Below are 22266 nucleotides of genomic sequence, written 5' to 3'. Positions count from 1 at the left end.
ATCCGCAGGCGCAATGCAAGGAGCAGCAGTGACCGCCACAACAGGGCATCGCACATCACCGCGACGAGTCACGATCCGCGACGTCGCGAACGCCGCCGGAGTGTCGGTCGCGACCGTGTCCAAGGTCATGAACGGGCGCGACGGCATCGCCGCGGCGACGAGCGAACGCGTCCTCGGCGTGGTCGACGAGCTGGGATACGAGACCTCGCTCATCGCGTCATCCATGCGCAAGCGCCGCACGCAGGTGATCGGCGTGCTGGTCGCCGAGTTCGAGCCCTTCTCGCTGCAGCTGTTGAACGGCGTCTCGTCGGCGCTGCAGCAGACGGCGTACGACATCCTCGCCTACGCCGGATCGGTCTCCGCCGGCGAACACGCGGGCTGGGAGCGGCGCTCGCTCTCGCGCCTGGGCGGCACCCTCATCGACGGCGCCATCATCGTGACCCCCACCGTGACGCTCGATGAGATCTCCGTGCCGGTCGTCGCGATCGACCCGCACACGGGCCCCACCGGTCCGGCCGTCGTCGACACCGACAACGTCGGCGGCGCGCGCATGGCCACCGAGCACCTCATCTCGCTCGGCCACCGGCGCATCGGCCACCTCCGCGGACGCACCGACCTGCTGTCGGCGCAGCAGCGCGAGCAGGGCTACCGCGAGGCGCTGATGGCCGCGGGCATCCCGATCGACGAGTCGCTCATCGTCGACGGCGGCTACCGCGCCGCGCGCGCGACCGCTGCGGCCGGCGAGCTGCTCGGACGTCCCGATCGCCCCTCCGCGATCTTCGCCGCGAACGACGTCACCGCGCTCGAGGCGATCCGGGTCGCCGCCTCTCGCGGCCTCAGCGTGCCGATCGACCTGTCCGTCATCGGATTCGACGACCTCCCCGCCGCGGGCAGCGGGCGCCCGGGTCTCACGACCATCCGTCAGCCCCTGCTCGAGATGGGCACCGCCGCCGTGCACCTGCTGCTGGCGATGCTCGACGGCGGCGCGAGCGAGCGCATCCAGATGCCCGCGGAGCTCATCGTCCGCGACACCACCCAGCCCCCGCTGTTCTTCTGAGGAGCACCATGCCCCATCCTCGTCACGGATCCGCCGTCGTCACGGTCACGGATGGATCCGGATCTCCCCTCCCCCACACCGACGTCGTGGTCGAGCAGGTGCGCCACGCGTTCGCCTTCGGCAACATCGGGTTCGATCTCATCGGCCATGCGAACGGCGAGGACGACCAGGCGCGGCTCGCCGAAGACTGGCTGGCGCTGTTCGACACGGCGACGCTGCCGTTCTACTGGGGCCGCTTCGAGCCGCAGCAGGGCCATCCCGACACGGCGCGGCTGCGCGCCGCCGCCCGCTGGTTCGCCGACCGCGGAGTGCGCGTGAAGGGGCACCCGCTGGTGTGGCACACGGTCAAGGCGAGCTGGCTCGACGCGCTCCCCCTCGACGACGCGGAGCGCATCCTGCGTGCACGCGTCGCGCGCGAGGCCGCGGACTTCGCGGGTCTTGTGGACACGTGGGACGCGATCAACGAGGTCGCGATCATGCCCGAGTTCGACAACGAGCCCGACGGCGTGCCGAACGCCGTGTCGCGGCTGGCCGCGCGGATGGGACGCACCGAGATCGTGCGCCTGGCCTTCGAGACCGCGCGCGCCGCGAACCCCGCCGCCACCCTGCTCATCAACGACTTCGACCTGTCCGCGCGCTACGAGCGGGTGATCGAGGACGCTCTCGCGGCGGGCATCCGCATCGACGCGATCGGACTGCAGACGCACATGCATCAGGGATTCCGCGGCGAGGAGCAGCTGCGCGAGGTGGCCGACCGCTTCTCCCGGTTCGGCCTGCCGCTGCACTTCACCGAGTCGAGCCTCGTGTCGGGCGACATCATGCCTTCCCACATCGAGGACCTCAACGACTACGTCGTGGACACGTGGCCCTCCACGCCCGAGGGCGAGGCGCGCCAGGCGGATGAGATCGAGCGCCTCTATCGCACGCTCACGGATCATCCGGCCGTCGAGGCCATCACGTACTGGGGCATCACCGACGTCGGCGCCTGGCTCGGCGCGCCGATCGGCCTGCTCCGCCACGACGGCTCGCGCAAGCCCGCCTATGACCGCCTGCACTCGCTGATCCGCGGGGAATGGTGGCAGGCACCCACCGTGGTGCGCACCGACGCCGACGGCCGTGTGCGCATCGAGGGGTGGAAGGGCGACTACCGCCTCACCGCGGGCGACCTCGTGCTCGACGTCGTCGTGAGCTGAACGAGGGCCGTGCATCCCGGCGCCCTCGGGCGCCGATAGCCTGACGGGATGCCCGATCTCTCCCCCCTCGCCTGGGCGGCGCTGCTCGTCGCGGCCATGGCGGTGGGAGTGTCGAAGACCGCGCTGCCGGGTGTCAACACGCTCGCGATCGCGATCTTCGCCGCCATCCTGCCCGCGCGCGCCTCCACCGGCGCGCTGCTTGTGCTGCTCATCGTCGGCGACGCGTTCGCGATCTGGACGCACCGCAAGCACGCGCGACTCAAGGCGCTGCTGCCGCTGATCCCGCCCGTCGCGATCGGGCTCGTCGCCGGCTGGGTCTTCCTGCTGTTCGCGGATGACACGTGGACGCGCAAGGTGATCGGCGCGATCCTGCTGCTCGTTGTGGGCGTGACGCTGTGGCGTCGCCGGCTGGCCGCCGACGCCGAGCAGTCGCAGAAGGCGGGGATCGTCGCCGCGGGCGCGTACGGCTCGCTGGGCGGCTTCACCACGATGGTCGCCAACGCGGCGGGCCCCGTGATGTCGATGTACTTCCTGGCGGCGCGCTTCCCGATGCGCGCCTTCCTCGGCACAACGGCGTGGTTCTTCGCGGGCATCAACCTCGCGAAGCTGCCGTTCTCGATCAGCCTCGGCATCATCCAGGTCCCGACGCTGCTGCTCGACGTCTTCCTGGTGCCGGGCGTGGTGGCGGGCGCCTTCCTCGGCCGGTACCTCCTCGGCAAGCTCAACCAGCTCACGTTCGAGCGGATCGTGATCGTGCTCACCGTCGTCGGCGCGCTCTACCTTCTCATCGCCTGACCAGCGGCGCTCAGAGCCGCGGCAGCGTGAACCGCCATCCGTCGGCGAGGCGCTCGGTCACCACGGTTCTGACGGCCTCGAGCGTTCCTCGGCGGTCGCCTCCGCCGTCATGGCAGAGCACGAGCTCACCCGGCCGCATGGCGGCTCGCAGGTTGTCGGTCAGCACCGACACATCCTGCGTCTCCCAGTCGAGGATGGTGTTGGCCACCGCCAGCGAACGCATGCCGAGCCCCGCGGCGACCTGCGAGGTGATGCCCCACGCCCCGTTCGGCGCGCGCCAGTACGGAACGTCGGCGTCGGGCACGGCCGAGCGGATGATGCGCAGGTTCTCCACCAGATCCGCGCGCACGCGCCCCGCGTCCCAGTCGCCCATGGGCGCGAACGACGTCGAGTGATTGCAGAGCACATGACCCTCGGCCACGGTGCGACGCAGGATGTCCGCGCCGCCCTGGGCGAGCACGTTCTCGTCGATCACCGCGAACACGGCACGGATGCCCACCTCGCGCAGGAAGTCGAGGAGGGCGGGCGTTGTGCGCGCATCCGGACCGTCATCGAAGGTGAGGGCGCAGACGAGCCCCTCACCCCGTGCTCGGAGAACATGGGACGAGGGGCTCGCAGAGGTCATGCTGAGACGGTAGCCGGTGCGGATCGCGCGGCGTGCGCCTTCACGAGGTCGCGCAGCCAGAGGGCGCTGTCCTTGGGGGTGCGCTCCTGGGTGTCGTAGTCGACGCGCACGATGCCGAAGCGCTTGCTGTAGCCGTAGCCCCACTCGAAGTTGTCGAACAGCGACCACACCATGTAGCCGCGCAGGTCGACGCCGCGGTCGATCGCGCACCGGGCCGCGGCGAAGTGGCGCTTGAGGTACTGCACGCGATCGGCGTCGTGCACGCGCTTGCCCTCGGGGGTCACGGTCACCTCGTCGGCGAAGGCGGCGCCGTTCTCGGTGATGACGAGCGGCTGGTCCGGGAACTGCTCCGACAGCGACACCAGGAGGTCCTCGAGGCTGTCGGGGGCGATGTTCCAGCCCATGTCGGTGTACGGCCCCTCCTGCGGCAGGAAGTCGACGTGCTCGCTGCCGGGCCAGGCCGATCCGCCCACGTCCTTGTGGCCGTCGTTGCGCGCGCGGGTCGACTCGCCATCCCACATCCTGACGGTGACGGTCGAGTAGTAGTTGACGCCCAGGAAGTCGAGCGGCTGGTTGATCTGCGCGAGATCGCCGTCCTGCACGAACGACCAGTCGGAGACGTTCCTGGTGTCCTCGAGCAGATCGTCGTCGTACCTGCCGAGCAGCATGGGCGAGGTGAAGGCGCGGTTGGCGAGCGCGTCGATGCGGCGCTTCGCCTCGGCGTCGTCGCCCAGCGGCACGTGGAAGTTGAGCGTGACCGAGAGCTCGGGATCGTTCGTCGCGGCGGCGCGGATGGCCTGCACTCCCAGGCCGTGGGCGAGGTTCAGGTGGTGCACCGCGGCGAGGGCGTTCGCCGGCTCCGTGCGACCGGGCGCGTGCGACGCCGAGCCGTAGCCGAGGTAGGCCGAGCACCACGGCTCGTTCAGCGTTGTCCACGCGGCGACGCGGTCGCCGAGGAGGCCGGCGGCGGTGGAGGCGTAGTCGGCGAAGCGCAGCGACGTCTCACGGTTCACCCAGCCGTCGTTGTCCTCGAGCTCCTGCGGCAGATCCCAGTGGTAGAGCGTCGCGATCGGGCGGATGCCGCGCTCGAGCAGGCCGTCGACGAGGCGGCTGTAGAAGTCGGCGCCCTTCGGGTTGACCACGGATCCGGCGTTCGGCAGCAGGCGCGACCACGAGATCGAGAAGCGGTAGGCCGCAAGGCCCAGCTCCTTCATCAGGTCGAGGTCCGACTCCCAGCGGTGATAGTGGTCGTCCGCCACGTCGCCGTTGTCGCCGTTCCACACCTTGCCGGGCGTCTTGCTGAACGTGTCCCAGATCGACGGCGTGCGTCCGTCTTCGGCGGCGGCCCCCTCGATCTGGAAGGCCGCGGTGGCGGATCCGAACAGGAACCCCTCGGGGAACTGCAGGGGGACGTCGTCGTATCGGGACATGGGCGAGGGCACTCCAGGGCTCGGCGGGAAGAAGGGGCACCCCCAGGATGGCAGAAAACGTGGGAGCGCTCCCACACCCCCGGATGCCCGCGCCTCCGCGACACGCTGAGAAAGTGCCTCGCGCACGTTGCAACGCCTCGTCGAGCTTGATATGTTCTACTTCACAACAATTCACCGACGACGCTGAAAGCGGGTCTGTTCCTATGTCCCTCACGCCCACCAAGGACGACAAGTTCTCCTTCGGCCTCTGGACCATCGGCTACAACGGCGCCGACCCGTTCGGCGGCCCCACCCGCCCGGCGCTCGACGTCGTGCACGTGGTCGAGAAGCTCGCCGAGATCGGCGCCTACGGCCTCACCTTCCACGACGACGACCTCTTCGCGTTCGGCTCGACCGACGCCGAGCGTCAGAAGCAGATCGACCGCCTCAAGGGCGCGCTCGCCGACACCGGCCTCATCGTGCCGATGGCGACCACCAACCTCTTCTCCGCCCCCGTCTTCAAGGACGGCGGCCTCACCTCCAACGACCGCGGCGTGCGTCGTTACTCGCTGCGCAAGATCATGCGCAACATCGACCTCGCCGCCGAGCTCGGCGCCGAGACCTACGTCGCCTGGGGCGGCCGCGAGGGCGCCGAGTACGACTCGGCCAAGGACATCCGCATGGCGCTCGAGCGCTACAAGGAGGCCTTCAACTTCCTCGGCCAGTACGTGCTGGACAAGGGCTACAACATGCGCTTCGCCATCGAGCCGAAGCCGAACGAGCCCCGCGGCGACATCCTGCTGCCCACGGTCGGCCACGCGCTCGCCTTCATCAACGAGCTCGACCACCCGGAGCTCGTGGGCCTCAACCCCGAGGTCGGCCACGAGCAGATGGCGGGCCTGAACTTCCAGGCCGGCATCGCGCAGGCGCTGTGGCACGAGAAGCTCTACCACATCGACCTCAACGGCCAGCGCGGCATCAAGTACGACCAGGACCTCGTGTTCGGTCACGGTGACCTGCACAACGCCTTCGCGCTCGTGGACCTGCTCGAGAACGGCGGCGTCGCCGGCGGCCCCGCCTACACCGGCCCCCGCCACTTCGACTACAAGCCCTCGCGCACCGAGGACGAGAACGGCGTCTGGGAGTCGGCCAAGGCCAACATCCGCACCTACCTCCTCCTCAAGGAGCGCGCGAAGGCGTTCCGTGCCGACGCCGAGGTCCAGGAGGCGCTGAAGGCCGCCCAGGTCGACCAGCTCGTGCTGCCCACGCTCAACGAGGGCGAGACCGCTGCCGACCTAGTCGCCGACCGCTCGGCGTTCGAGGAGTTCGACACCGACGCGTACTTCGGCGGCAAGGGCTTCAACTTCGTGCGCCTTCAGCAGCTGGCCACCGAGCATCTGATGGGCGCTCGCGGCTGATGACGACCCTGGTCGCGGGCGTCGATTCTTCGACGCAGAGCTGCAAGATCGTCGTCCGCGACCTCCAGACGGGTGAGGTCGCCCGGCAGGGCCGGGCGACCCACCCGAACGGAACCGAGGTCGACCCCCGGTTCTGGTGGGAGGCGCTGCAGAGCGCCCTCGCCGATGCGGGCGGGCTCGACGACGTCGCGGCGATCTCCGTCGGCGGTCAGCAGCACGGCATGGTCGCGCTGGACGCCGAGGGTCGGGTCATCCGAGACGCTCTCCTCTGGAACGACACCCGCTCGGCCGACGCCGCCGCGGCGCTGACCACCGAGGTCGGCGCCGAGGAGTTCGCCCGCCGCACGGGCGTGGTGCCCGTCGCGTCGTTCACCGGCACGAAGCTGCGCTGGCTGGCCGACGCCGAGCCGGAGAACGCCGCCAGGGTCGCCGCGGTCGCGCTTCCGCACGACTGGCTGACCTGGCGTCTGCGCGGCTTCGGCCCCGAGGGCGAATCGCCCCTGGGTCCGGTGCTCGCAGAGCTCGTCACCGACCGGTCCGACGCCAGCGGCACGGCCTACTTCGACGGCGAGTCCGGCGAGTACGACCGCGAGCTGCTGTCGCTGGCGCTGCGTCGCGACGCGTCGGAGGTGATCCTTCCCCGCGTGCTCGGTCCCGCCGAGTCCGTCACGGGCGGCGCCGGATCCCTCACCGACGGCCTCGTGATCGGTCCCGGCTGCGGCGACAACGCCGGTGCCGCGCTCGGTCTCGGCGCTGGCGCGGGTGATGTCGTGGTCTCGATCGGCACCTCGGGCACCGTCTTCGCGGTGACCGACACGCCGGTGCGCGATGCGAGCGGCGCCGTCGCCGGCTTCGCCGATGCCTCGGGCCTGTACCTGCCGCTCGTCGCGACGCTGAACGCCGCGCGCGTGCTCGACGCGATCGCCCGCCTGCTCGGCGTCGATCACCACGAGCTCGGCGAGCTGGCCCTCGCCGCCGAGGCCGGCTCGGACGGCCTCGTGCTGCAGCCCTACTTCGAGGGCGAGCGCACCCCGAACCTGCCCGACGCCACGGCGACCCTGTTCGGCCTGACCCTCGCCTCGACGACGCGCGAGAACCTCGCGCGCGCCGCGGTCGAGGGCATGCTCTCGGGCCTCGCCGACGGACTCGACGCGGTGCGCCAGCACGGCGTCGCGGTCGAGCGGGTGCTCCTGGTCGGCGGCGCCGCCCAGAACCCCGCGGTGTCGGGCATCGCTGCTCAGGTGTTCGACGCACAGGTCGTTGTGCCGCTGCCGGGCGAGTACGTCGCCGCGGGAGCTGCGGTGCAGGCGGCCTGGGCCCTCACGGGCGAGCGTCCGAACTGGACGGTCGAGACGGTGGCGACCCCTGCGGTCGACACCCGCCCGGTCATCCGCGAGCAGTACGCCGCGCGTCGCTGACGCGCAGTCCCCCGCGAGGCCCCGCCCGATTCCGGATCCGGCGGGGCCTCGTCGTTGTCGGAGGTCGTCGCTAGCGTGGGCGCATGGAGCTCAGCGGAGTCGAGGCACGGCGACTGCGGTTCGCGTCGCACTTGCTCGCAGGATCAGATCTGTCGCCCGCCGAGGTCGTGGCGCGAGGGGTCGCCTTCCAGGGGCAGGACCTGCCAGCGGTGCTGCGCGCGATCGCGATCCGGTCCCGGCCCGGAACGACCCTCGACGACGTGCGGGACGCGTTCGATCGCGGCGACATCGTGCGTTCCTGGCCGATGCGCGGCACGCTGTTCGCCACCACACCGGCGCACCTCGCCACGATCCTGCATCACACGAGCGAGCGCATGCTGCGCTCCACCGCCCGACGACGCGCAGCGCTCGGGCTCGACGAGGAGACCCTCGATCGCGCGCGACGGCTGCTCACCACGGCTCTGCAGGATCGCCCGCTCACCCGCGCGGATGCGCTCGCACTCTGGCAGTCAGAAGGAATCGCCACCGACGCCGGCCGCGGGTACCACCTGATCTTCCACCTGGCGGAGGAGGGCCTGGCGCACTGGGGCCCCTTCACCGGCGCCCAGCAGCAGCTTGTGCCCACTGCACCGCACGAGACACAGACCGACCTCGCGCCCATCATCCGCGGCTACGTGCTCGCGCACGGCCCGACCACGGCCGACGATGCGGCCTGGTGGCTGAAGCTCCCGAAGACGGTCGTGCGCGAGGCCGCGGCGCGCGTGGATGACCTGCGCGTCGTCACGGTCGAGGGCTCACCGGCCTGGATCATCGGGACTCCCGAGATCCCCGAGGCCTCGGGAGTGACCCTGGTGCCGGGGTTCGACGAGTGGATCCTGGGCTACGCGGATCGCTCGCTCGTCGCGTCGCCCGAGGTGCTCGAAGCCGTGCTGCCGGGAGGCAACGGCATCTTCCGGCCCACCGTGCTCGTCGACGGCGTCGCGGTCGGCACCTGGCGCGGGGGTGAGCTCACGGCGCTCGTGGGTCACACCACCGCCGCAACGCGCAAGGCGATCACCCGCGCGCTGGAGGCCTGGCCCCACGGGTGATCGGCGCGCCCGGCCGCCTGGGAACTCAGTCCGGCAGCACGATCCGGCCGATCGGGCCGGGGTTGTGCGCGACCTCCCAGCGGTAGCCGTCGGGGTCGGCGAAGTAGCCGGAGTAGCCACCCCACTCGCGCGATCGCGGCTCGGCCACGATCTGCGCGCCGGCCGCGCGAGCCTCGGCGATCACGGCGTCCACCTCGGCCTGGGTGGCGAGATTGTGCGCGAGGGTGACGGGCGGGGTGCCGCCCGACTGCACGGGCCCGATCTCGTGCTCGGCGGCGTTGCGATCCCAGAGCGACAGGATGATCCGCTCCCCCATCCTCAGCATCAGCACCTCCCCCGCGGCGTGCAGCTCGGGCTTCCAGCCGAGGCCGTCCACGTAGAAGCGTGCGCTGGCCTCGACATCGGCGACGACGAGAGTGAGGAAGCTGAGGCGCTGGTCCATTCCCGGATCGTCGCACGAAGCGCCCGCGGGGTCGACCCCCGCGGGCGCTTCGTGTCAGAGCGGGACCTCAGGCCGCGACGGCGAGTTCGGCCACCCCGACGACGAGAGCGTCGTCGGAGACCGACACCGTCACCGTGCCGCCGTCGACCAGGTCGCCTGCGACGAGCAGGTCGGCGATGCGGTCGTCCAGCTCGCGCTGGATCAGGCGCCGCAGCGGACGGGCGCCGTACTCGGGCTCGTGCCCGCGCTCGGCGAGCCAGTCGATGGCGGCGTCCGAGACCTCGAGCGACACCGCCCGCGCGCTGAGGCGAGCCCGGGTGGATCCGAGCATCAGCGACACGATCTCGCGCAGCTGGGCCTTCTCGAGCTTGCGGAACAGCACGATCTCGTCGATGCGGTTGAGGAACTCCGGACGCATCGACTCCCGCAGCCGGCCCATCACCCGGGCGCGCAGCTCGTCATCCGCGTAGGACCCGTCTCCGGTCGAGAAGCCGATCGCCCCGGCGCGCTGCGCGAGGAACTCCGATCCGAGGTTCGACGTCATCACGACGACGGTGTTGCGGAAGTCGACCGTGCGGCCCTGACCGTCGGTGAGACGCCCGTCGTCGAGCACCTGGAGGAGCAGGTTGAACACGTCCGGGTGGGCCTTCTCGATCTCGTCGAACAGCACGATCGAGTACGGGTTGCGGCGCACGCGCTCGGTGAGCTGACCGGCCTCGTCGTAGCCGACGTATCCGGGAGGGGCACCCACCAGACGGGCGACCGTGTGGCGCTCGCCGAACTCGCTCATGTCGAAGCGGATGATCGCGCCCTCGTCGTCGAAGAGGTTCGCGGCGAGCGCCTTGGCGAGCTCGGTCTTGCCGACGCCCGTCGGTCCGAGGAACAGGAACGACCCCACCGGGCGGCGGGCGTCTCCCATGCCGGTGCGACTGCGACGAACCGCCTTCGCGACGGCCGCGACGGCGTCGTCCTGCCCGATGACGCGGGCGTGCAGGTCGGTCTCGAGAGAAGCGAGGCGCTCGCGTTCGCTCTCGGTGATGCGCGCCGCGGGGATGCCGGTGGCGCGGCTGATCACCTCGGCGATCTCCGGCTCGTCCACCACCGCGGGAACGGTGGCGCTCGCCTGCGTGTCGATCTGCTGCTGGAGCGCGACGATCTCGTCGCGCAGACGCATCGCCTCCTCGTAGCGCTCGGCCGCGACGGCCGAGTTCTTCTCCGACTCGAGGGTGCCGAGACGCTCCATGAGAGCGCTGACGTCCGCGGGCGCTCCGAGGCGCAGGCGCAGGCGCGCACCGGCCTGGTCGATCAGGTCGATGGCCTTGTCGGGCAGCACCCGCTCGGTGAGGTACCGGTCGCTCAGCTCGACCGCGGCGCGCAGGGCGTCGTCGGTGAAGGTCACGCGGTGGTGCTCCTCGTACGCCGGGCGCAGACCGTGGAGGATCGCGATCGCATCGGTCACCGACGGCTCGCCCACGCGCACGGGCTGGAAGCGGCGCTCGAGCGCGGCGTCCTTCTCGATCGTGCGGTACTCGCGCAGGGTGGTCGCGCCGACGAGGTGCAGCTCACCGCGGGCCAGACGCGGCTTGAGGATGTTGCCGGCATCCATGGCGCCCTCGCCGCCCCCGCCCGCACCGACCACGGTGTGGATCTCGTCGAGGAACAGGATGACGTCGTCCTTGTGGGCCACGACCTCCTCGATGGTCTTCGTGAGGCGCTCCTCGAAGTCGCCGCGGTAGCGCGTGCCCGCGAGCATCGCGGCGAGGTCCAGCGCGATGACGCGCTTCTCACGCAGCTGCTCGGGAACCTCGCCCGCGACGATCGCACGGGCGAGCCCCTCGACGACGGCCGTCTTGCCGACACCGGCCTCGCCCACCAGCACAGGGTTGTTCTTGGTGCGGCGCGCCAGGATCTCGATGGTCTGCTCGATCTCGGACGCGCGACCGATCACCGGGTCGAGCAGGCCGTCGCGGGCGCGCTGGGTGAGGTCGGTGCCGTAGGTGGCGAGCATGCCCTGCTGCTCGGCGGGCGCGGCCTCGGCGGAGGGGCCGGATTCGGTCGCGATCGTCTCGCGGACGCCCTGCGTGAGCGCCTCGGCCGTGATGCCCGCGTCGGCCAGGATGCGCCCGGCCGGGGTGTCCTGAGCGAGCACCAGCGCGAAGAACACGTGCTCCGGGTCGATGTAGGTGGCCCCGGACGAGCGCGCCACCTGGAAGGAGTGGAAGAGCGCACGCTGCACGGAGGTGGTGACCACGGCTCCGTCGACATCGGCGGCGGAGCCGGCCTGCGGCAGCCGCTGCTCGGCGGCGCGCGCCACGGCGGCCGCGTCGGCGCCGATGTGCGAGATGGCCTCGGCCACCGTCGCGTCGGCGACGAGCTCGTGCAGCACGTGGAGCGCGTCGAGTTCGGCCTGACCACGCCCGAGGGCGTAGCGGCCTGCGCGCTGCAGCAGCTCCTGCGTGCGCGCGCTCATGTAGCGCGCGAGGTCGATCGAGCGGCTCGCGCGCGCCCGCTCGCCCTGCAGATAGCGGGCGAGGAACTCGTCGAAGGCGCTGGCGCCCGAGGGGAAGTCGTTGTTCGAGGGGGTGTCGGACATCGCCGGATCTCCTTGCGTGGTGGGTTCGCAGAAGTTGCGTCGGTTGATATCAAGTTTGAACTTGAGTCGCTCGATGTCAACTTCAACAGCTCACCGCGCGGACTATTCCCAGAAAGTTCTCTCCCTCGCACTGCGAGGTATCGATATACCTTGTACTGCGAGGTACATCGCCTTTCGGAACGCCCAGGAGGAGAACGACGATGCGGATCGACAAGGACCTGGTCGCAGCCTCTGCGACCCCGCTGGTGCTGGGCATCCTGGCCGACGGCGAGGCCTACGGCTACGCGATCCTGAAGCGCGTGGCCGCGCTCTCCGGCGGTCGGATGTCGTGGAACGACGGCATGCTCTACCCGCTGCTGCACCGGCTCGAACGCCAGGGGCTCGTCACGAGCGAGTGGGGCGTGGCCGAGACGGGCCGCCGACGCAAGCACTACGCGATCACCGAGGCGGGCGCCGCCGCGCTCGCCGAGCGGCAGGCCCAGTGGTCGGTGGTGGTCGATGCGCTCCGCGGCGCATGGAGCGGCGATGCCGGCCAGCGCCTCGCCGGAGCTCTGGCATGAGCGCCACCCCTCCCACTCCGCCGGCCGACGAGACCGCGGACGCACTCGTGGCCGAGTGGCGCCGCTACGTGCTGCGCCGCCAGGTCATCTCCCCCGACGACGTCGACGAGCTCGAGGATCATCTGCGGGCGCAGATCGACGATCTCACGCGGTCGGGACTCGATGAGGGCGAAGCCTTCCTCGTGGCGATCCGCCGGCTCGGCGATGTCGACCAGGTCTCGAGCGAGTACGCCCGGGAGCACTCCGACCGCCTCTGGAAGCAACTCGCCCTGACCCCCGCCGATGCGCCGCCCAAGCGCGCGTGGCAGGAGCCGCTCGTCGTCATCGCAGCGGGCCTCGGCGCGGGCGTCGCGCTCAAGACCGCCCTGACCGTGGCGGGTCTCACCACCGGCGGAGAGCCGGATGACGGCGCGGCGGCGGCCGTGCTGCGCACGCTGGCACTGTATGTCGCACCGTTCCTCATCGCCTACCTCGGCTGGAAGCGCCGCCTCCCCCTGCGGGCGATCGTGGGGGTCACCGCGGCGGTCGCGGCCGTCGCGCTCGCCCTGATCCTGCTGCCGTTCGGCCCCACGCGTCTGACCGAGTTCTCCACGACGCCCTTCGGCGACACCACCGTCCTCGCGGCCCTTCACGCGCCCGTGATCCTGTGGGCGCTCGTCGGGGTCGCGCATGCGGGCGGACGGATCCTGTCGCACGACCGACGCATGGACTTCGTGCGGTTCACGGGCGAGTTCGCCGTGTACTACGCACTCCTCGCCCTCGGGGGTGTGGTGCTGCTGGGGCTCACGGCGTCCGTGTTCGGCCTCGTCGGCTTCGGGGAGCAGGTGATGATCGCGTACGTCGACTGGATCCTGCCCCTCTGCGTCCCGGGGGCCGTGCTCATCGCCGCCTGGCTCGTGGAGGCCAAGCAGCAGGTCATCGAGAACATCGCCCCCGTGCTCACCCGCGTCTTCACCCCGCTCACCCTCATCATGCTGCTGACGCTGCTCGCCGTGTGCGCCACCGCGGGAACGCTCGTCACCGTCGATCGCGAGCTGCTCATCCTGATGGACGCCGTGCTGATCCTCGTGCTCGGGCTGTCGCTCTACGCGGTCTCGGCGCGCGATCCCCTGACCCGGCCCGGATGGTTCGACGGCCTGCAGCTCGCGACGATCTTCGCAGCCGTGGCGGTCGATGCGATCATGCTCACCGCGATGCTCGTGCGCATCGCGGAGTTCGGCTTCAGCCCCAACAAGACCGCGGCGCTCGGGCTCAACCTGCTCGTGCTCGTGCATCTCGCGGGCCACGCGTGGCTCACGATCCTGGCCTTCCGCGGACGGAAGCGATTCGCCGAGATCGGTCGGTGGCACACGAGATATCTGCCGCTGTACGTGGTGTGGGCGGCGGTGGTGCTCGTGGTGTTCCCGCTGGTGTTCCGCGGCGCCTAGCGCGCCTTCGTATCCTGGGGAGGTGCGCGAGTTCTGGCGAGGTGTCCGGACCCTGATCGACGGCGTCGGATGGTGGCGGCGACGTCCGGGGGTCATGGCGGCGGGCCTCATCCCCGCCGGCATCGTCTTCCTGGTGCTCACCGGCGCCCTGGTCGCCCTCGGCTTCGCCCTCCCCGGCCTCGTCGACGCCGCGACGCCCTGGACCGAGACCTGGGTGCCCGTGTGGCGAGACACGCTGCGCTGGGCGATCGGCCTCGCACTCATGGGCGGATCGCTGGTGCTCGCGATCGCGACGTTCACGGCCCTCACGCTGCTGGTCGGCGAGCCGTTCTACGACCGGATCTGGCGATCGGTCGAGCAGGATCTGGGCGGATCCGTTCCGGATGCGCGCTACAGCGTGGGCAACATGATCGGCGACGCGTTCGGGCTGTTCACCAAGGGCGCGCTGTCAGCGATCTGCGCGGGCCTCGTCGGCCTCGTCCCTGTGATCGGCGCGCCCCTCGGCGCCGCCCTGGGCGCCGGCCTGAACGGCTCGGTGATCGCGGACGAGCTCTCCTCGCGCGGGCTGACGGCGCGCGGCCTGGACGCCGGTCAGCGCCGTCTGCTGATCCGGCGCAACCGGGCGCGCATGCTGGGGTTCGGCGTGGCCGTGCACGTGTGCTTCCTCGTGCCGTTCGCGGCGATCGTCGTGATGCCCGCCGCGGTGGCGGGCGCGACGATGCTCGCCCGTCACCTGACGGGCGAGGACGCGGTTCAGCCCTCGGCCTGAGAGCCCTCGTCGCGGTGCGCCGCACGCGCGGCGAGGAAGATCAGGATCAGTCCCAGTGCGGCCGGCACCGTCAGCGCCAGGGCGATCTCCGGATGCGGGAACGCCCCCGTGACGGCGCCGAGCGCCACCGCGAGAACAAGCAGCTGGGTCACCACGCCGCCCGAGCGCCCCCAGGACCGACCCGCCCACGTCGCCGCCGCGAAGGCGCCGACCGCTGCCGCGCCGATGACGGTGAGCACGATGAGCGCGATCGAGCTGACGGGATCGATCGTGTCGGCTCCCGCGAGCGCGACCGCCTGCCAGCCGGCGAGGGCCACGATGCCCACCGCCTCGACCGCCAGCAGAATCGCAGCCGACCTGGGGATCGTGCGCGCCATGGGATCTCCTCACGGGACCGGTGCCGAAGCCTGCAGCCGCGCAGCGGCGCGCACCGGCACATTTGACCCTTGATTTCGGGACTCGCCGGTACGACAATTGTTTACGGCATGTTTCCCACAACGTGGTGGGTCGTGAACAGAAGCTCACATCATGACCAGCGTATCCGACCCGAACGGTGCGCTTCATCACCCCTCGAACGCGCGCGCCTGAAAACCGTTCGCTCGAAATCCCACCACACTGCGAGGAGCACATACGCATGGATTGGCGCGACAAGGCGGCCTGCCTGACGGTCGACCCGGAACTCTTCTTCCCCGTCGGCAACACCGGCCCGGCGGTCGATCAGATCGAGAAGGCCAAGTCCGTGTGCGCTCGCTGCACCGTCACCGAGGTCTGCCTGCAGTACGCCCTCGAGACCGGCCAGGACTCGGGCGTCTGGGGCGGGCTCAGCGAGGACGAGCGCCGCGCCCTCAAGCGCCGCGCAGCCCGCGCTCGCCGCGCAGGCTGATCCAGCCCCACAGCTCCCGCATCACAGCGGCAGAACACAGCAGTCGAAAGGGCGTCCTCCCCCGGGAGGGCGCCCTTTCGCCGTGTCCAGCGCGGGTCAGCGTGCGACGATCACGCCCGGATCAGATCCACTTCAGCGGGATCTCGATGTACACCTCGGTGCCCTTCGAGATCTCTCCGCCGTGGAGGTCGGTGTCGTCGCCCGACAGCGTGCGCCATTCGATGGATCCGGACAGCTCGCCCTGGATGAGCGTGCGCACGATCTGGGTTCCGAGACCGCGGCCCACCTGCCCCTCGGGCAGACCGCTTCCCGAGTCGCGCACGCGCACGGCCAGCGTCTCGTCGGTGCGCTCGGCGATGATCTCGACCTTGCCTTCGAGGCCCGCGAGGCCGTGCTCGACGGCGTTGGTCACCAGCTCGGTCAGCGCGAGGGCCAGCGGAGTGGCGTACTCGCTCGGCAGGGCGCCGAACTTGCCGATGGATCGGGTGTGCGCGAGCGTGTTGGGCGCCGCGGCGACCTCGGCGACGAGGCGCAGGACGCGATCGAACACCTCGTCGAAGTTCACGATCTGCGCGAGGCCGCTGGCGAGCGTGTCGTGCACAACGGCGATGGCCGCGACGCGCTGCATGGCCTGAGTGAGCGACTCGCGCGCCTCGTCCGACTTGGTGCGGCGTGCCTGGATGCGCAGCAGCGAGGCCACGGTCTGCAGGTTGTTCTTGACGCGATGGTGGATCTCGCGGATGGTCGCGTCCTTGGTGAGCAGCTCCTGCTCCTGGTGGCGCAGCTCGGTGACGTCGCGGCAGAGCACGATCGCGCCGATGCGCGTGCCGTGGTCACGCAGCGGGATCGCCCGCAGCGAGACGGTCACGCCGCGCGCTTCGATGTCGGTGCGCCAGGGAGCGCGTCCGGTCACCACCACGGGCAGCGACTCGTTCGTGTCGCGCGCCGCGGGCAGGATCGCGCTGGTCACCTCGGCGAGCGATTCGCCCTCGAGCTCGTCGGCGAAGCCCACCCGATTGAACGCCGAGAGCGCGTTGGGGCTCGCGAAGGTGACGATGCCGTCGACGTCGAGCCGGATGAGGCCGTCGGCCGCGCGCGGGGCGCCGCGACGCGGCCCCGTCGGCGAGGAGGCGTCCGGGAAGTCACCCGTGGAGATCATCCGGAACAGGTCGTCGGCGCAGTCGTTGAAGGTGATCTGCTGACGCGAGGGGGCACGCACGTCGCCGAGGTTCGTGTGGCGGGTGACCACTCCCAGCACACCCAAGCCACCGCCCTCCATCTTCTCGGCGATCGGCACGGCGCGCACGCGCGTGGGCGTCTCCTCGAACCACTCCGGGCTCGAGGAGTCGACGATCTTCGCCTGCACGAACGCGTCCTTGACCTGCGCCTGCCACTGCGGACGGATCCGCTCGCCGACGATGTCGCGGTAGAAGAGCGTGGCCGCGCCACCGGGGCGGCTGTGCGCGACGGCGACGAAGGAGTCGTCGGCCGTCGGCACCCACATCACGATGTCGGCGAAGGAGAGATCCGCGAGCAGCTGCGCGTCGCCGGCGACGCGGTGGAGCCACTCGACATCCGCCTCGCTTGCGAGTCCCTGGGCGAAGACGAGGTCACTGAGAGTCGACACGGCTCCAGCCTATGCGCGACCGGCCGCCCGCCCATGCCGCATGTCGGCTCGCGTCGCCCGCGCGCCTCTCCCGTCGGAGCGTGACCCGGTCGACTCCGCACCGCGTCTGCCGGGACGGGCGCGGAGTGGGTCGAGCTCACCGGCCAGGCGCCGCACAGCCTGGGCGAGCCCCGAGCGCGGTGCCACCTCCCCCACGGGGCGCGCCGACAGCAGCGCGGCATCGGATGCCCTCCGGTCCTCCGGGATGAACGACACGTCGGACACGGCGGAGAATCGCTCCAGCGCCCGTCGCACCTGTCCACGCGGATCGACGCCGAGCGGCCCCGACCGGATGCGGTTGATCACCACCCGCACCGGCGTTGTGCCCACGATGGCGCGGAGCTCCGCATGACCGCGCACCAGCCGTGACAGCCCGACCGGGTCGGGCGATCCGACCGCCACGATCTGGTCGGCGACTCCCAGCGCGGCGAGCGTGGCGGCGTGGCGGCGCGGGCCGTCGAGGTCGCTGACGATCTCCTCGTCGGTCTCCAGGGACCCGCTTGTGTCGACCACCACGACATCCGCCCAGGTGCGTATGACCTCCAGCGCCGCGGTCACGCGCGGAGCGGACAGCTCGGGCCACCGCGAGACGCGATTGATGCCCGTGAGCACATCGACGCGGCCCTCGGCGTCCCCCAGCGGCACGCTCACCCGCAGCAGCTCACCGGCATCGAGGAGTCCGGACTCGGCCTGGCGACAGGCCGACGCGAATCCCGGGCTCTCGTCGGCCAGCCCCACGGCGATCGCCACGGAGGGGGCCCGGGTGTCGGCGTCGACCAGCGCGACGTGGCGGCCCGCCCGCGCGTGAGCCAGAGCGAGCTCGATGGCCACCGTGGTGCGTCCCGGCGCCCCGTCGGGCCCCCAGACGACCAGGATGCGACCCCCCGGGCTCGCCGCGGGGTCGACCCCCGCGCCCGGGCCGGACGCCGCCTCGACGATGCGCCAGGCCGGCGCATCCGACGGCAGCGGATCGGGCAGCCCGAACGCGCGCGCCGCACGCCGATCCGCCTCGCGGTCGGCGAGCAGCACCACGCGGAGACCGCGGCGATCGCATGCGGCCACGAGATCCGGCGTCAGCACACCCGCGGCCGCCAGGATGAGCGTGTCGGCGCCGTCGAGACGCCCGAGCACATCGTGCTCGAGACTCGCCAGGGCGGCGGGATGCACGATGTCGAGCACCATCTGCCCCTGATCCCGCAGATCCTCGGAGAGCCGACGCGCCACGGTGGGAGTCGCGGCGACCACCGCGATCACTCGTCATCCTCCCCCGTGGGTGCCTCGGCAGCGGGCGTCGGCGCGGGAGCCGTCGCGGCGGCGCCCGCGTTCGGCACGGCGGACAGCACGGATCCTGCGGCGATCGCTCCCAGCACCTCGGCCACACGACTCCGGTCGATCACGAGCTCGAGCGCCGCGCCTCCCGAGGCCATCACGCCGTGCTCTTCGATCACGTCCGCCACGACGGCATCGGCGACGAGCACCCGCGGCGGATCGAACGTGCCGGGCACGCCGGCGGGCCGGCTCTCCCACAGCTCGACGGTCGCGCCTCGCTCGACGTCGGCGGGCACGTCGATCGAGCTGCGCACGACCACCGCGGTGCGGTCGCTGAGTGAGGGATCTCCGACTCCCGCGCGCGGCACGAGCTCGCCCGCCTCGATCGTGCGCAGCGCCACCTCGCCCTGACCCAGTTGATCCGCGCCCAGGTACGCAGGCAGCGTCTGCCCGAGCGCCACCTCGACGATCGCGACATCGGCCGACGTGATGGTCTGTCCGGGCACGAGTGTGGTGGTGGCCGTGAGCACGGGAACCGTCTGGCGCGCGGCTGCCACGACGAACCACACGCCGGCGATGCTCGCAGCCACGAGCGCCACGCCGATCACGAACCGGGCATCAGCCCAGAAGGCGGGGCGAGCGCCCCGAGCAGGTCTGGCGGCCCCTCGGGCGGAAGCGAGGGTTCGGTTGCTCCTGGTCATGGAGGCATCGTCCCAAGTCCGCTCGATCCGGGCGAAAAGTTCTCCACAGGCACCGGATCCATCGGTCGCGCGGCGGCGCGGGGATCATAATGATCTCTATGGCAGACGATCCCGCACGCCGTCTGGTGCCCCCCGCCCAGGTCGCCGAGGTGCTCGGCATCACCGTCGACGAGGTGATCGAGCTCGTCCACCAGGGCCGTCTGCGTGGCGCTCGCGTCGGCGCGCCAGCGCGCTGGCGCATCGAGCACCACAGTGTCGCGGAGTATCTCGACGCCCAGGTCGAGGAAGCGCGTCGTATGGCGCTGTGGCGCCAGTCGAACGAGGCCAGCTTCCCCGAGCTGTGGGGCTCACGCGCCTGACGGGCGCGGCCCACGTCAGATGACCGGCACGCCGACGGCGGCCTCGATCCGCACCCATGCGATCGCGCTGAGGGGAAGCAGGCGGTAGCCGCGCACCTCCGCTTCGCGCCGGGGCGCCCCCGCATCGTGCTCGGCCAGATCGACATGGTCCGCCGCGACGCGATCGAGCGTCCCCGCCAGCACGCGTGTCCGCCCCGCGCCGGCGTCCACGCCGATCGCGACACCGACCCGACGGCGCGACAGGTCGCGCAGCGCCAGGGCGAAGGTCACACGCTCGGCCAGGAGATCACCCCGATCGCTCGACGGTCGCGCGCTGCGCCGCAGGTCGCCTCGTGACACCCGCAGCCCGCGGATGGCCGCGATCGGCGCCAGCACGAGCCCACGGGCACCGACGCGCTCGGAGGCCGCCACCCAGTCCGCCCCGACGGTGGCGAGCTCGACCTCGACGGCGAATCCATCGGCGAGCTCGAGCACAACGGGCGCCTCCGCATCGCGCGCGATCGCGACGAGCCGTGTGCGGAGGTCCTCGCGTGCCACGCGCACACGCTCGGCCTCCGATTCGAGAACCGCTCGCTCCGCTTCCCACTCGGCGGCGAGCTGGTCCTCGAGATCGTCGAAGAATCTCTCCCATCGCATGGCGCGAGCGTAGGACAGTCCGCGCGGGGGCCCGGATCTCCCTCCACAGCCGGCGAACGCTCCACGGGCTTATCTGCCGCCCTCAGGACCCGCGGACGCTGCTGAAATCTAGAACAGTTCCACTTTTTTGTCCCACTCACCGAGTCCGGGGGGATCTCGATGACCCAGCCTTTGCGTTCCGACAGATCGTCCGCCGCATCCCAGCGCCCGCTGCTCCGCAAGATCGAAGAGGTCGAGGAGCACTTCCAGCGCCAGCGTGCGAGCACGTCGAACCTCCCCGATCCCGAGCCACTGCTCACCGCGCTGACGCGAGGTGTGCTCGAGGTGCTCGCCGGCGTGCGCGAGCCCGAGCAGCTCGCGCGCTGGCTGACCGACGAGCCCTATCGCTCGCTCGTCACCCGCGCCAACCTGGCCACTCGCGCCCGGAGCGCGCGCCGGCAGCCCGCGATGCGCCCGACGTTCGCGCTGACGTCCATCCGTCACTCCTCCCCCGCCGACGGCGTGATCGAGGCCGTGATCATCGTGGAGACGCCCGCCCGCACCCGCGCGGTGGCCATGCGCCTCGAGGGCATCGACAGCCGCTGGCGCGCGACGAGCCTCTCGATCCTCTGACCGCACGCGTGCGGATGCCCGGGCGCCACCGCCCGGGCATCCGGCTGCGTCGACGACTACTGCTTGTAGCTCGACAGGAAGTTGCCGAGGCGCTCGATCGCTTCCCCGAGCACACGCGCCTCGGGCAGCGTGACGATCCGCAGGTGATCGGGCGCATCCCAGTTGAAGCCGGTTCCCTGCACAAGCAGGATCCGCTCGGCGACGAGCAGGTCGTAGACGAGCTTGGCGTCGTCGCGGATCTCGTGCACCTCCGGGTCGAGGCGCGGGAACGCGTACAGCGCGCCCTGCGGCTTCACGCACGAGACGCCCGGGATCTCGTTGAGCTTCTCCCAGGTGATGTCGCGCTGCTCATGCAGACGGCCCGACGGCGCCACGAGCTGATCGATGGTCTGCACGCCCGTGAGAGCCGCGAGCACCGCATGCTGAGCCGGAACATTCGGGCAGAGCCGTGTGGAGGCGAGCAGGTTGATGCCGTGCAGGAATCCCTGCGCGTGCTTCTGCGGCCCCGTGATCACCATCCACCCGGAGCGGTAGCCGGCGACGCGGTAGGTCTTCGACAGGCCGTTGAAGGTGAGGCAGAGCAGATCGGGCGCGATGGTCGCCATAGGGATGTGCACCGCATCGTCGAACAGGATGCGGTCGTAGATCTCATCGCTGAGCACCAGCAGCGAGTGCTCGCGCGCGATGTCGGCGATGCCCTCGAGCGTCTCGCGCGAGTACACGGCCCCGGTCGGGTTGTTCGGGTTGATGATCACGATCGCCTTCGTGCGATCGGTGATCCGCGAGCGGATGTCCTCGAGATCGGGGTTCCAGCCGTTGTTCTCATCGCAGACGTAGTGCACCGGCGTACCGCCCGAGAGGCTCGTCATCGCGGTCCACAGCGGGTAGTCCGGGGCGGGGATCAGCACCTCGTCGCCCTCGTCGAGAAGGGCCTGCATCGTCATCGTGATGAGCTCGGACACGCCGTTGCCGAGGAAGACGTTCTCGGGGTCGACGTGAGGGAAGCCCGGGATCTCCTCGTACCGGCTCACGATCGCGCGACGCGCGGCCAGGATGCCGCGGCTCTCGCTGTAGCCGTGCGCGGTCGGGACGGCGGCGATCATGTCGCGGACGATCTGGTACGGCGCCTCGAAGCCGAAGATCGCCGGGTTGCCCGTGTTGAGCTTCAGGACCGTGTGACCTGCGGCCTCGAGCCGAGCTGCCTCATCCAGGGCGGCGCCGCGGATCTCGTAGAGGACGTTCTTCAGCTTCGAGGACTGGTCGAGCGTCCGCAGCCGGCGGCTGCCGAGCGCGACGCTCAGGTCGGGGTTGGTCATCGACCCAGGATATGACTTCGGCCAGGGTGC

The 22266-nt window shown here is 71.0% G+C and carries 22 protein-coding genes; 12 read left to right on the top strand and 10 right to left on the bottom strand.

The window, feature by feature from the left end:
* Positions 1-28: 28 nt before the first annotated feature.
* The 3 genes from J5V96_RS01015 to J5V96_RS01005 are packed head-to-tail and all read left to right on the top strand — an operon-like array spanning position 29 to position 3045.
* Positions 29-1057 (top strand): LacI family DNA-binding transcriptional regulator, encoded by a 1029-nt coding sequence (locus tag J5V96_RS01015; RefSeq protein WP_307793082.1) that lies wholly within the window; start codon positions 29-31, stop codon positions 1055-1057.
* Between the two features lie 8 nt (positions 1058-1065).
* A complete protein-coding gene (locus J5V96_RS01010; RefSeq protein WP_208499590.1) occupies positions 1066-2250 on the top strand; it encodes an endo-1,4-beta-xylanase in 1185 nt (394 codons plus the stop codon).
* Positions 2251-2298: 48 nt separating this feature from the next.
* Positions 2299-3045 carry a sulfite exporter TauE/SafE family protein gene (locus J5V96_RS01005; RefSeq protein WP_208499587.1) on the top strand — a complete coding sequence of 249 codons (747 nt, stop codon included), beginning with the start codon at positions 2299-2301 and terminating at the stop codon, positions 3043-3045.
* A 10-nt stretch (positions 3046-3055) separates the two neighbouring features.
* Here J5V96_RS01005 and J5V96_RS01000 read toward each other — a convergent pair whose 3' ends face one another.
* Both J5V96_RS01000 and J5V96_RS00995 read right to left on the bottom strand, forming a co-directional pair.
* The gene (locus J5V96_RS01000; RefSeq protein ID WP_208499583.1) at positions 3056-3670 is read right to left on the bottom strand and encodes a polysaccharide deacetylase family protein; all 615 of its coding nucleotides are present in this window, start codon (positions 3668-3670) and stop codon (positions 3056-3058) included.
* On the bottom strand, positions 3667-5100 hold the full coding sequence (locus J5V96_RS00995; RefSeq protein ID WP_208499580.1) for a GH1 family beta-glucosidase: 1434 nt from the start codon (positions 5098-5100) through the stop codon (positions 3667-3669). Before J5V96_RS00995 ends, J5V96_RS01000 begins: the two co-directional genes overlap by 4 nt.
* Positions 5101-5303: 203 nt before the next feature.
* Between J5V96_RS00995 and xylA the strand changes: the two genes are divergently transcribed.
* The 3 genes from xylA to J5V96_RS00980 all read left to right on the top strand — a co-directional run bounded on the left by xylA (position 5304) and on the right by J5V96_RS00980 (position 9003).
* On the top strand, positions 5304-6497 hold the full coding sequence (gene xylA / locus J5V96_RS00990; RefSeq protein WP_208499578.1) for a xylose isomerase: 1194 nt from the start codon (positions 5304-5306) through the stop codon (positions 6495-6497).
* Complete coding sequence (xylB, locus tag J5V96_RS00985; RefSeq protein ID WP_208499575.1) at positions 6497-7915, top strand: xylulokinase; 1419 nt, start codon at positions 6497-6499, stop codon at positions 7913-7915. The genes xylA and xylB overlap by 1 nt, the downstream gene beginning before the upstream one ends.
* 83 nt (positions 7916-7998) lie before the next feature.
* Positions 7999-9003, top strand: coding sequence for a winged helix DNA-binding domain-containing protein (locus tag J5V96_RS00980; RefSeq protein ID WP_208499572.1), 1005 nt, complete (start codon positions 7999-8001; stop codon positions 9001-9003).
* 25 nt (positions 9004-9028) lie between these two features.
* Here the strand turns inward: J5V96_RS00980 and J5V96_RS00975 are convergent, their stop codons facing one another.
* Positions 9029-9445 carry a VOC family protein gene (locus J5V96_RS00975; protein WP_208499570.1) on the bottom strand — a complete coding sequence of 139 codons (417 nt, stop codon included), beginning with the start codon at positions 9443-9445 and terminating at the stop codon, positions 9029-9031.
* A 67-nt stretch (positions 9446-9512) separates the two neighbouring features.
* Positions 9513-12038 carry an ATP-dependent Clp protease ATP-binding subunit gene (locus tag J5V96_RS00970; protein ID WP_208499555.1) on the bottom strand — a complete coding sequence of 842 codons (2526 nt, stop codon included), beginning with the start codon at positions 12036-12038 and terminating at the stop codon, positions 9513-9515.
* Positions 12039-12238: 200 nt separating this feature from the next.
* Between J5V96_RS00970 and J5V96_RS00965 the strand changes: the two genes are divergently transcribed.
* From J5V96_RS00965 to J5V96_RS00955, 3 genes are read left to right on the top strand one after another with little or no spacing between them, the layout of a single operon-like run.
* Positions 12239-12598 (top strand): PadR family transcriptional regulator, encoded by a 360-nt coding sequence (locus tag J5V96_RS00965; RefSeq protein WP_208499552.1) that lies wholly within the window; start codon positions 12239-12241, stop codon positions 12596-12598.
* Entirely contained in the window at positions 12595-14025 is a 1431-nt protein-coding gene (locus tag J5V96_RS00960) for a permease prefix domain 1-containing protein (RefSeq protein WP_208499549.1), read from the top strand. The genes J5V96_RS00965 and J5V96_RS00960 overlap by 4 nt, the downstream gene beginning before the upstream one ends.
* 22 nt (positions 14026-14047) lie before the next feature.
* Complete coding sequence (locus J5V96_RS00955; protein ID WP_307793081.1) at positions 14048-14794, top strand: EI24 domain-containing protein; 747 nt, start codon at positions 14048-14050, stop codon at positions 14792-14794.
* On the opposite strand, the gene J5V96_RS00950 is transcribed toward J5V96_RS00955, so the two are convergent.
* Positions 14779-15171, bottom strand: a complete 393-nt coding sequence (locus J5V96_RS00950) for a histidine kinase (RefSeq protein ID WP_208499546.1) — start codon at positions 15169-15171, stop codon at positions 14779-14781. The two genes, J5V96_RS00955 and J5V96_RS00950, sit on opposite strands and share 16 nt — an antisense overlap.
* A 257-nt stretch (positions 15172-15428) precedes the next feature.
* Between J5V96_RS00950 and J5V96_RS00945 the strand changes: the two genes are divergently transcribed.
* Positions 15429-15677 carry a WhiB family transcriptional regulator gene (locus tag J5V96_RS00945; protein WP_029152980.1) on the top strand — a complete coding sequence of 83 codons (249 nt, stop codon included), beginning with the start codon at positions 15429-15431 and terminating at the stop codon, positions 15675-15677.
* 121 nt (positions 15678-15798) lie between these two features.
* On the opposite strand, the gene J5V96_RS00940 is transcribed toward J5V96_RS00945, so the two are convergent.
* The 3 genes from J5V96_RS00940 to J5V96_RS00930 are packed head-to-tail and all read right to left on the bottom strand — an operon-like array spanning position 15799 to position 19313.
* Positions 15799-17304 carry a sensor histidine kinase gene (locus J5V96_RS00940; protein WP_208499543.1) on the bottom strand — a complete coding sequence of 502 codons (1506 nt, stop codon included), beginning with the start codon at positions 17302-17304 and terminating at the stop codon, positions 15799-15801.
* A 9-nt stretch (positions 17305-17313) separates the two neighbouring features.
* The gene (locus J5V96_RS00935; protein WP_307793080.1) at positions 17314-18597 is read right to left on the bottom strand and encodes a CpaE/TadZ family protein; all 1284 of its coding nucleotides are present in this window, start codon (positions 18595-18597) and stop codon (positions 17314-17316) included.
* On the bottom strand, positions 18594-19313 hold the full coding sequence (locus J5V96_RS00930; RefSeq protein ID WP_208499540.1) for an SAF domain-containing protein: 720 nt from the start codon (positions 19311-19313) through the stop codon (positions 18594-18596). Before J5V96_RS00930 ends, J5V96_RS00935 begins: the two co-directional genes overlap by 4 nt.
* Positions 19314-19411: 98 nt before the next feature.
* On the opposite strand from J5V96_RS00930, the gene J5V96_RS00925 reads away from it, so the two are divergent.
* Positions 19412-19672: a helix-turn-helix domain-containing protein gene (locus J5V96_RS00925; protein ID WP_208499538.1), complete on the top strand. Its 261-nt coding sequence runs from the start codon at positions 19412-19414 to the stop codon at positions 19670-19672.
* A gap of 15 nt (positions 19673-19687) precedes the next feature.
* Here the strand turns inward: J5V96_RS00925 and J5V96_RS00920 are convergent, their stop codons facing one another.
* A complete protein-coding gene (locus tag J5V96_RS00920; protein WP_208499535.1) occupies positions 19688-20308 on the bottom strand; it encodes a hypothetical protein in 621 nt (206 codons plus the stop codon).
* A gap of 159 nt (positions 20309-20467) precedes the next feature.
* Between J5V96_RS00920 and J5V96_RS00915 the strand changes: the two genes are divergently transcribed.
* Positions 20468-20920 carry an Rv3235 family protein gene (locus J5V96_RS00915; RefSeq protein WP_236014352.1) on the top strand — a complete coding sequence of 151 codons (453 nt, stop codon included), beginning with the start codon at positions 20468-20470 and terminating at the stop codon, positions 20918-20920.
* 56 nt (positions 20921-20976) lie between these two features.
* Here J5V96_RS00915 and J5V96_RS00910 read toward each other — a convergent pair whose 3' ends face one another.
* Positions 20977-22236: a pyridoxal phosphate-dependent aminotransferase gene (locus J5V96_RS00910; RefSeq protein WP_307793079.1), complete on the bottom strand. Its 1260-nt coding sequence runs from the start codon at positions 22234-22236 to the stop codon at positions 20977-20979.
* Between the last annotated feature and the right edge of the window lie 30 nt (positions 22237-22266).

This window comes from Microbacterium stercoris (genome assembly GCF_017592545.1).
Taxonomy (GTDB): domain Bacteria; phylum Actinomycetota; class Actinomycetes; order Actinomycetales; family Microbacteriaceae; genus Microbacterium; species Microbacterium stercoris.
This window is presented reverse-complemented; position numbering and strand designations above follow the sequence as displayed.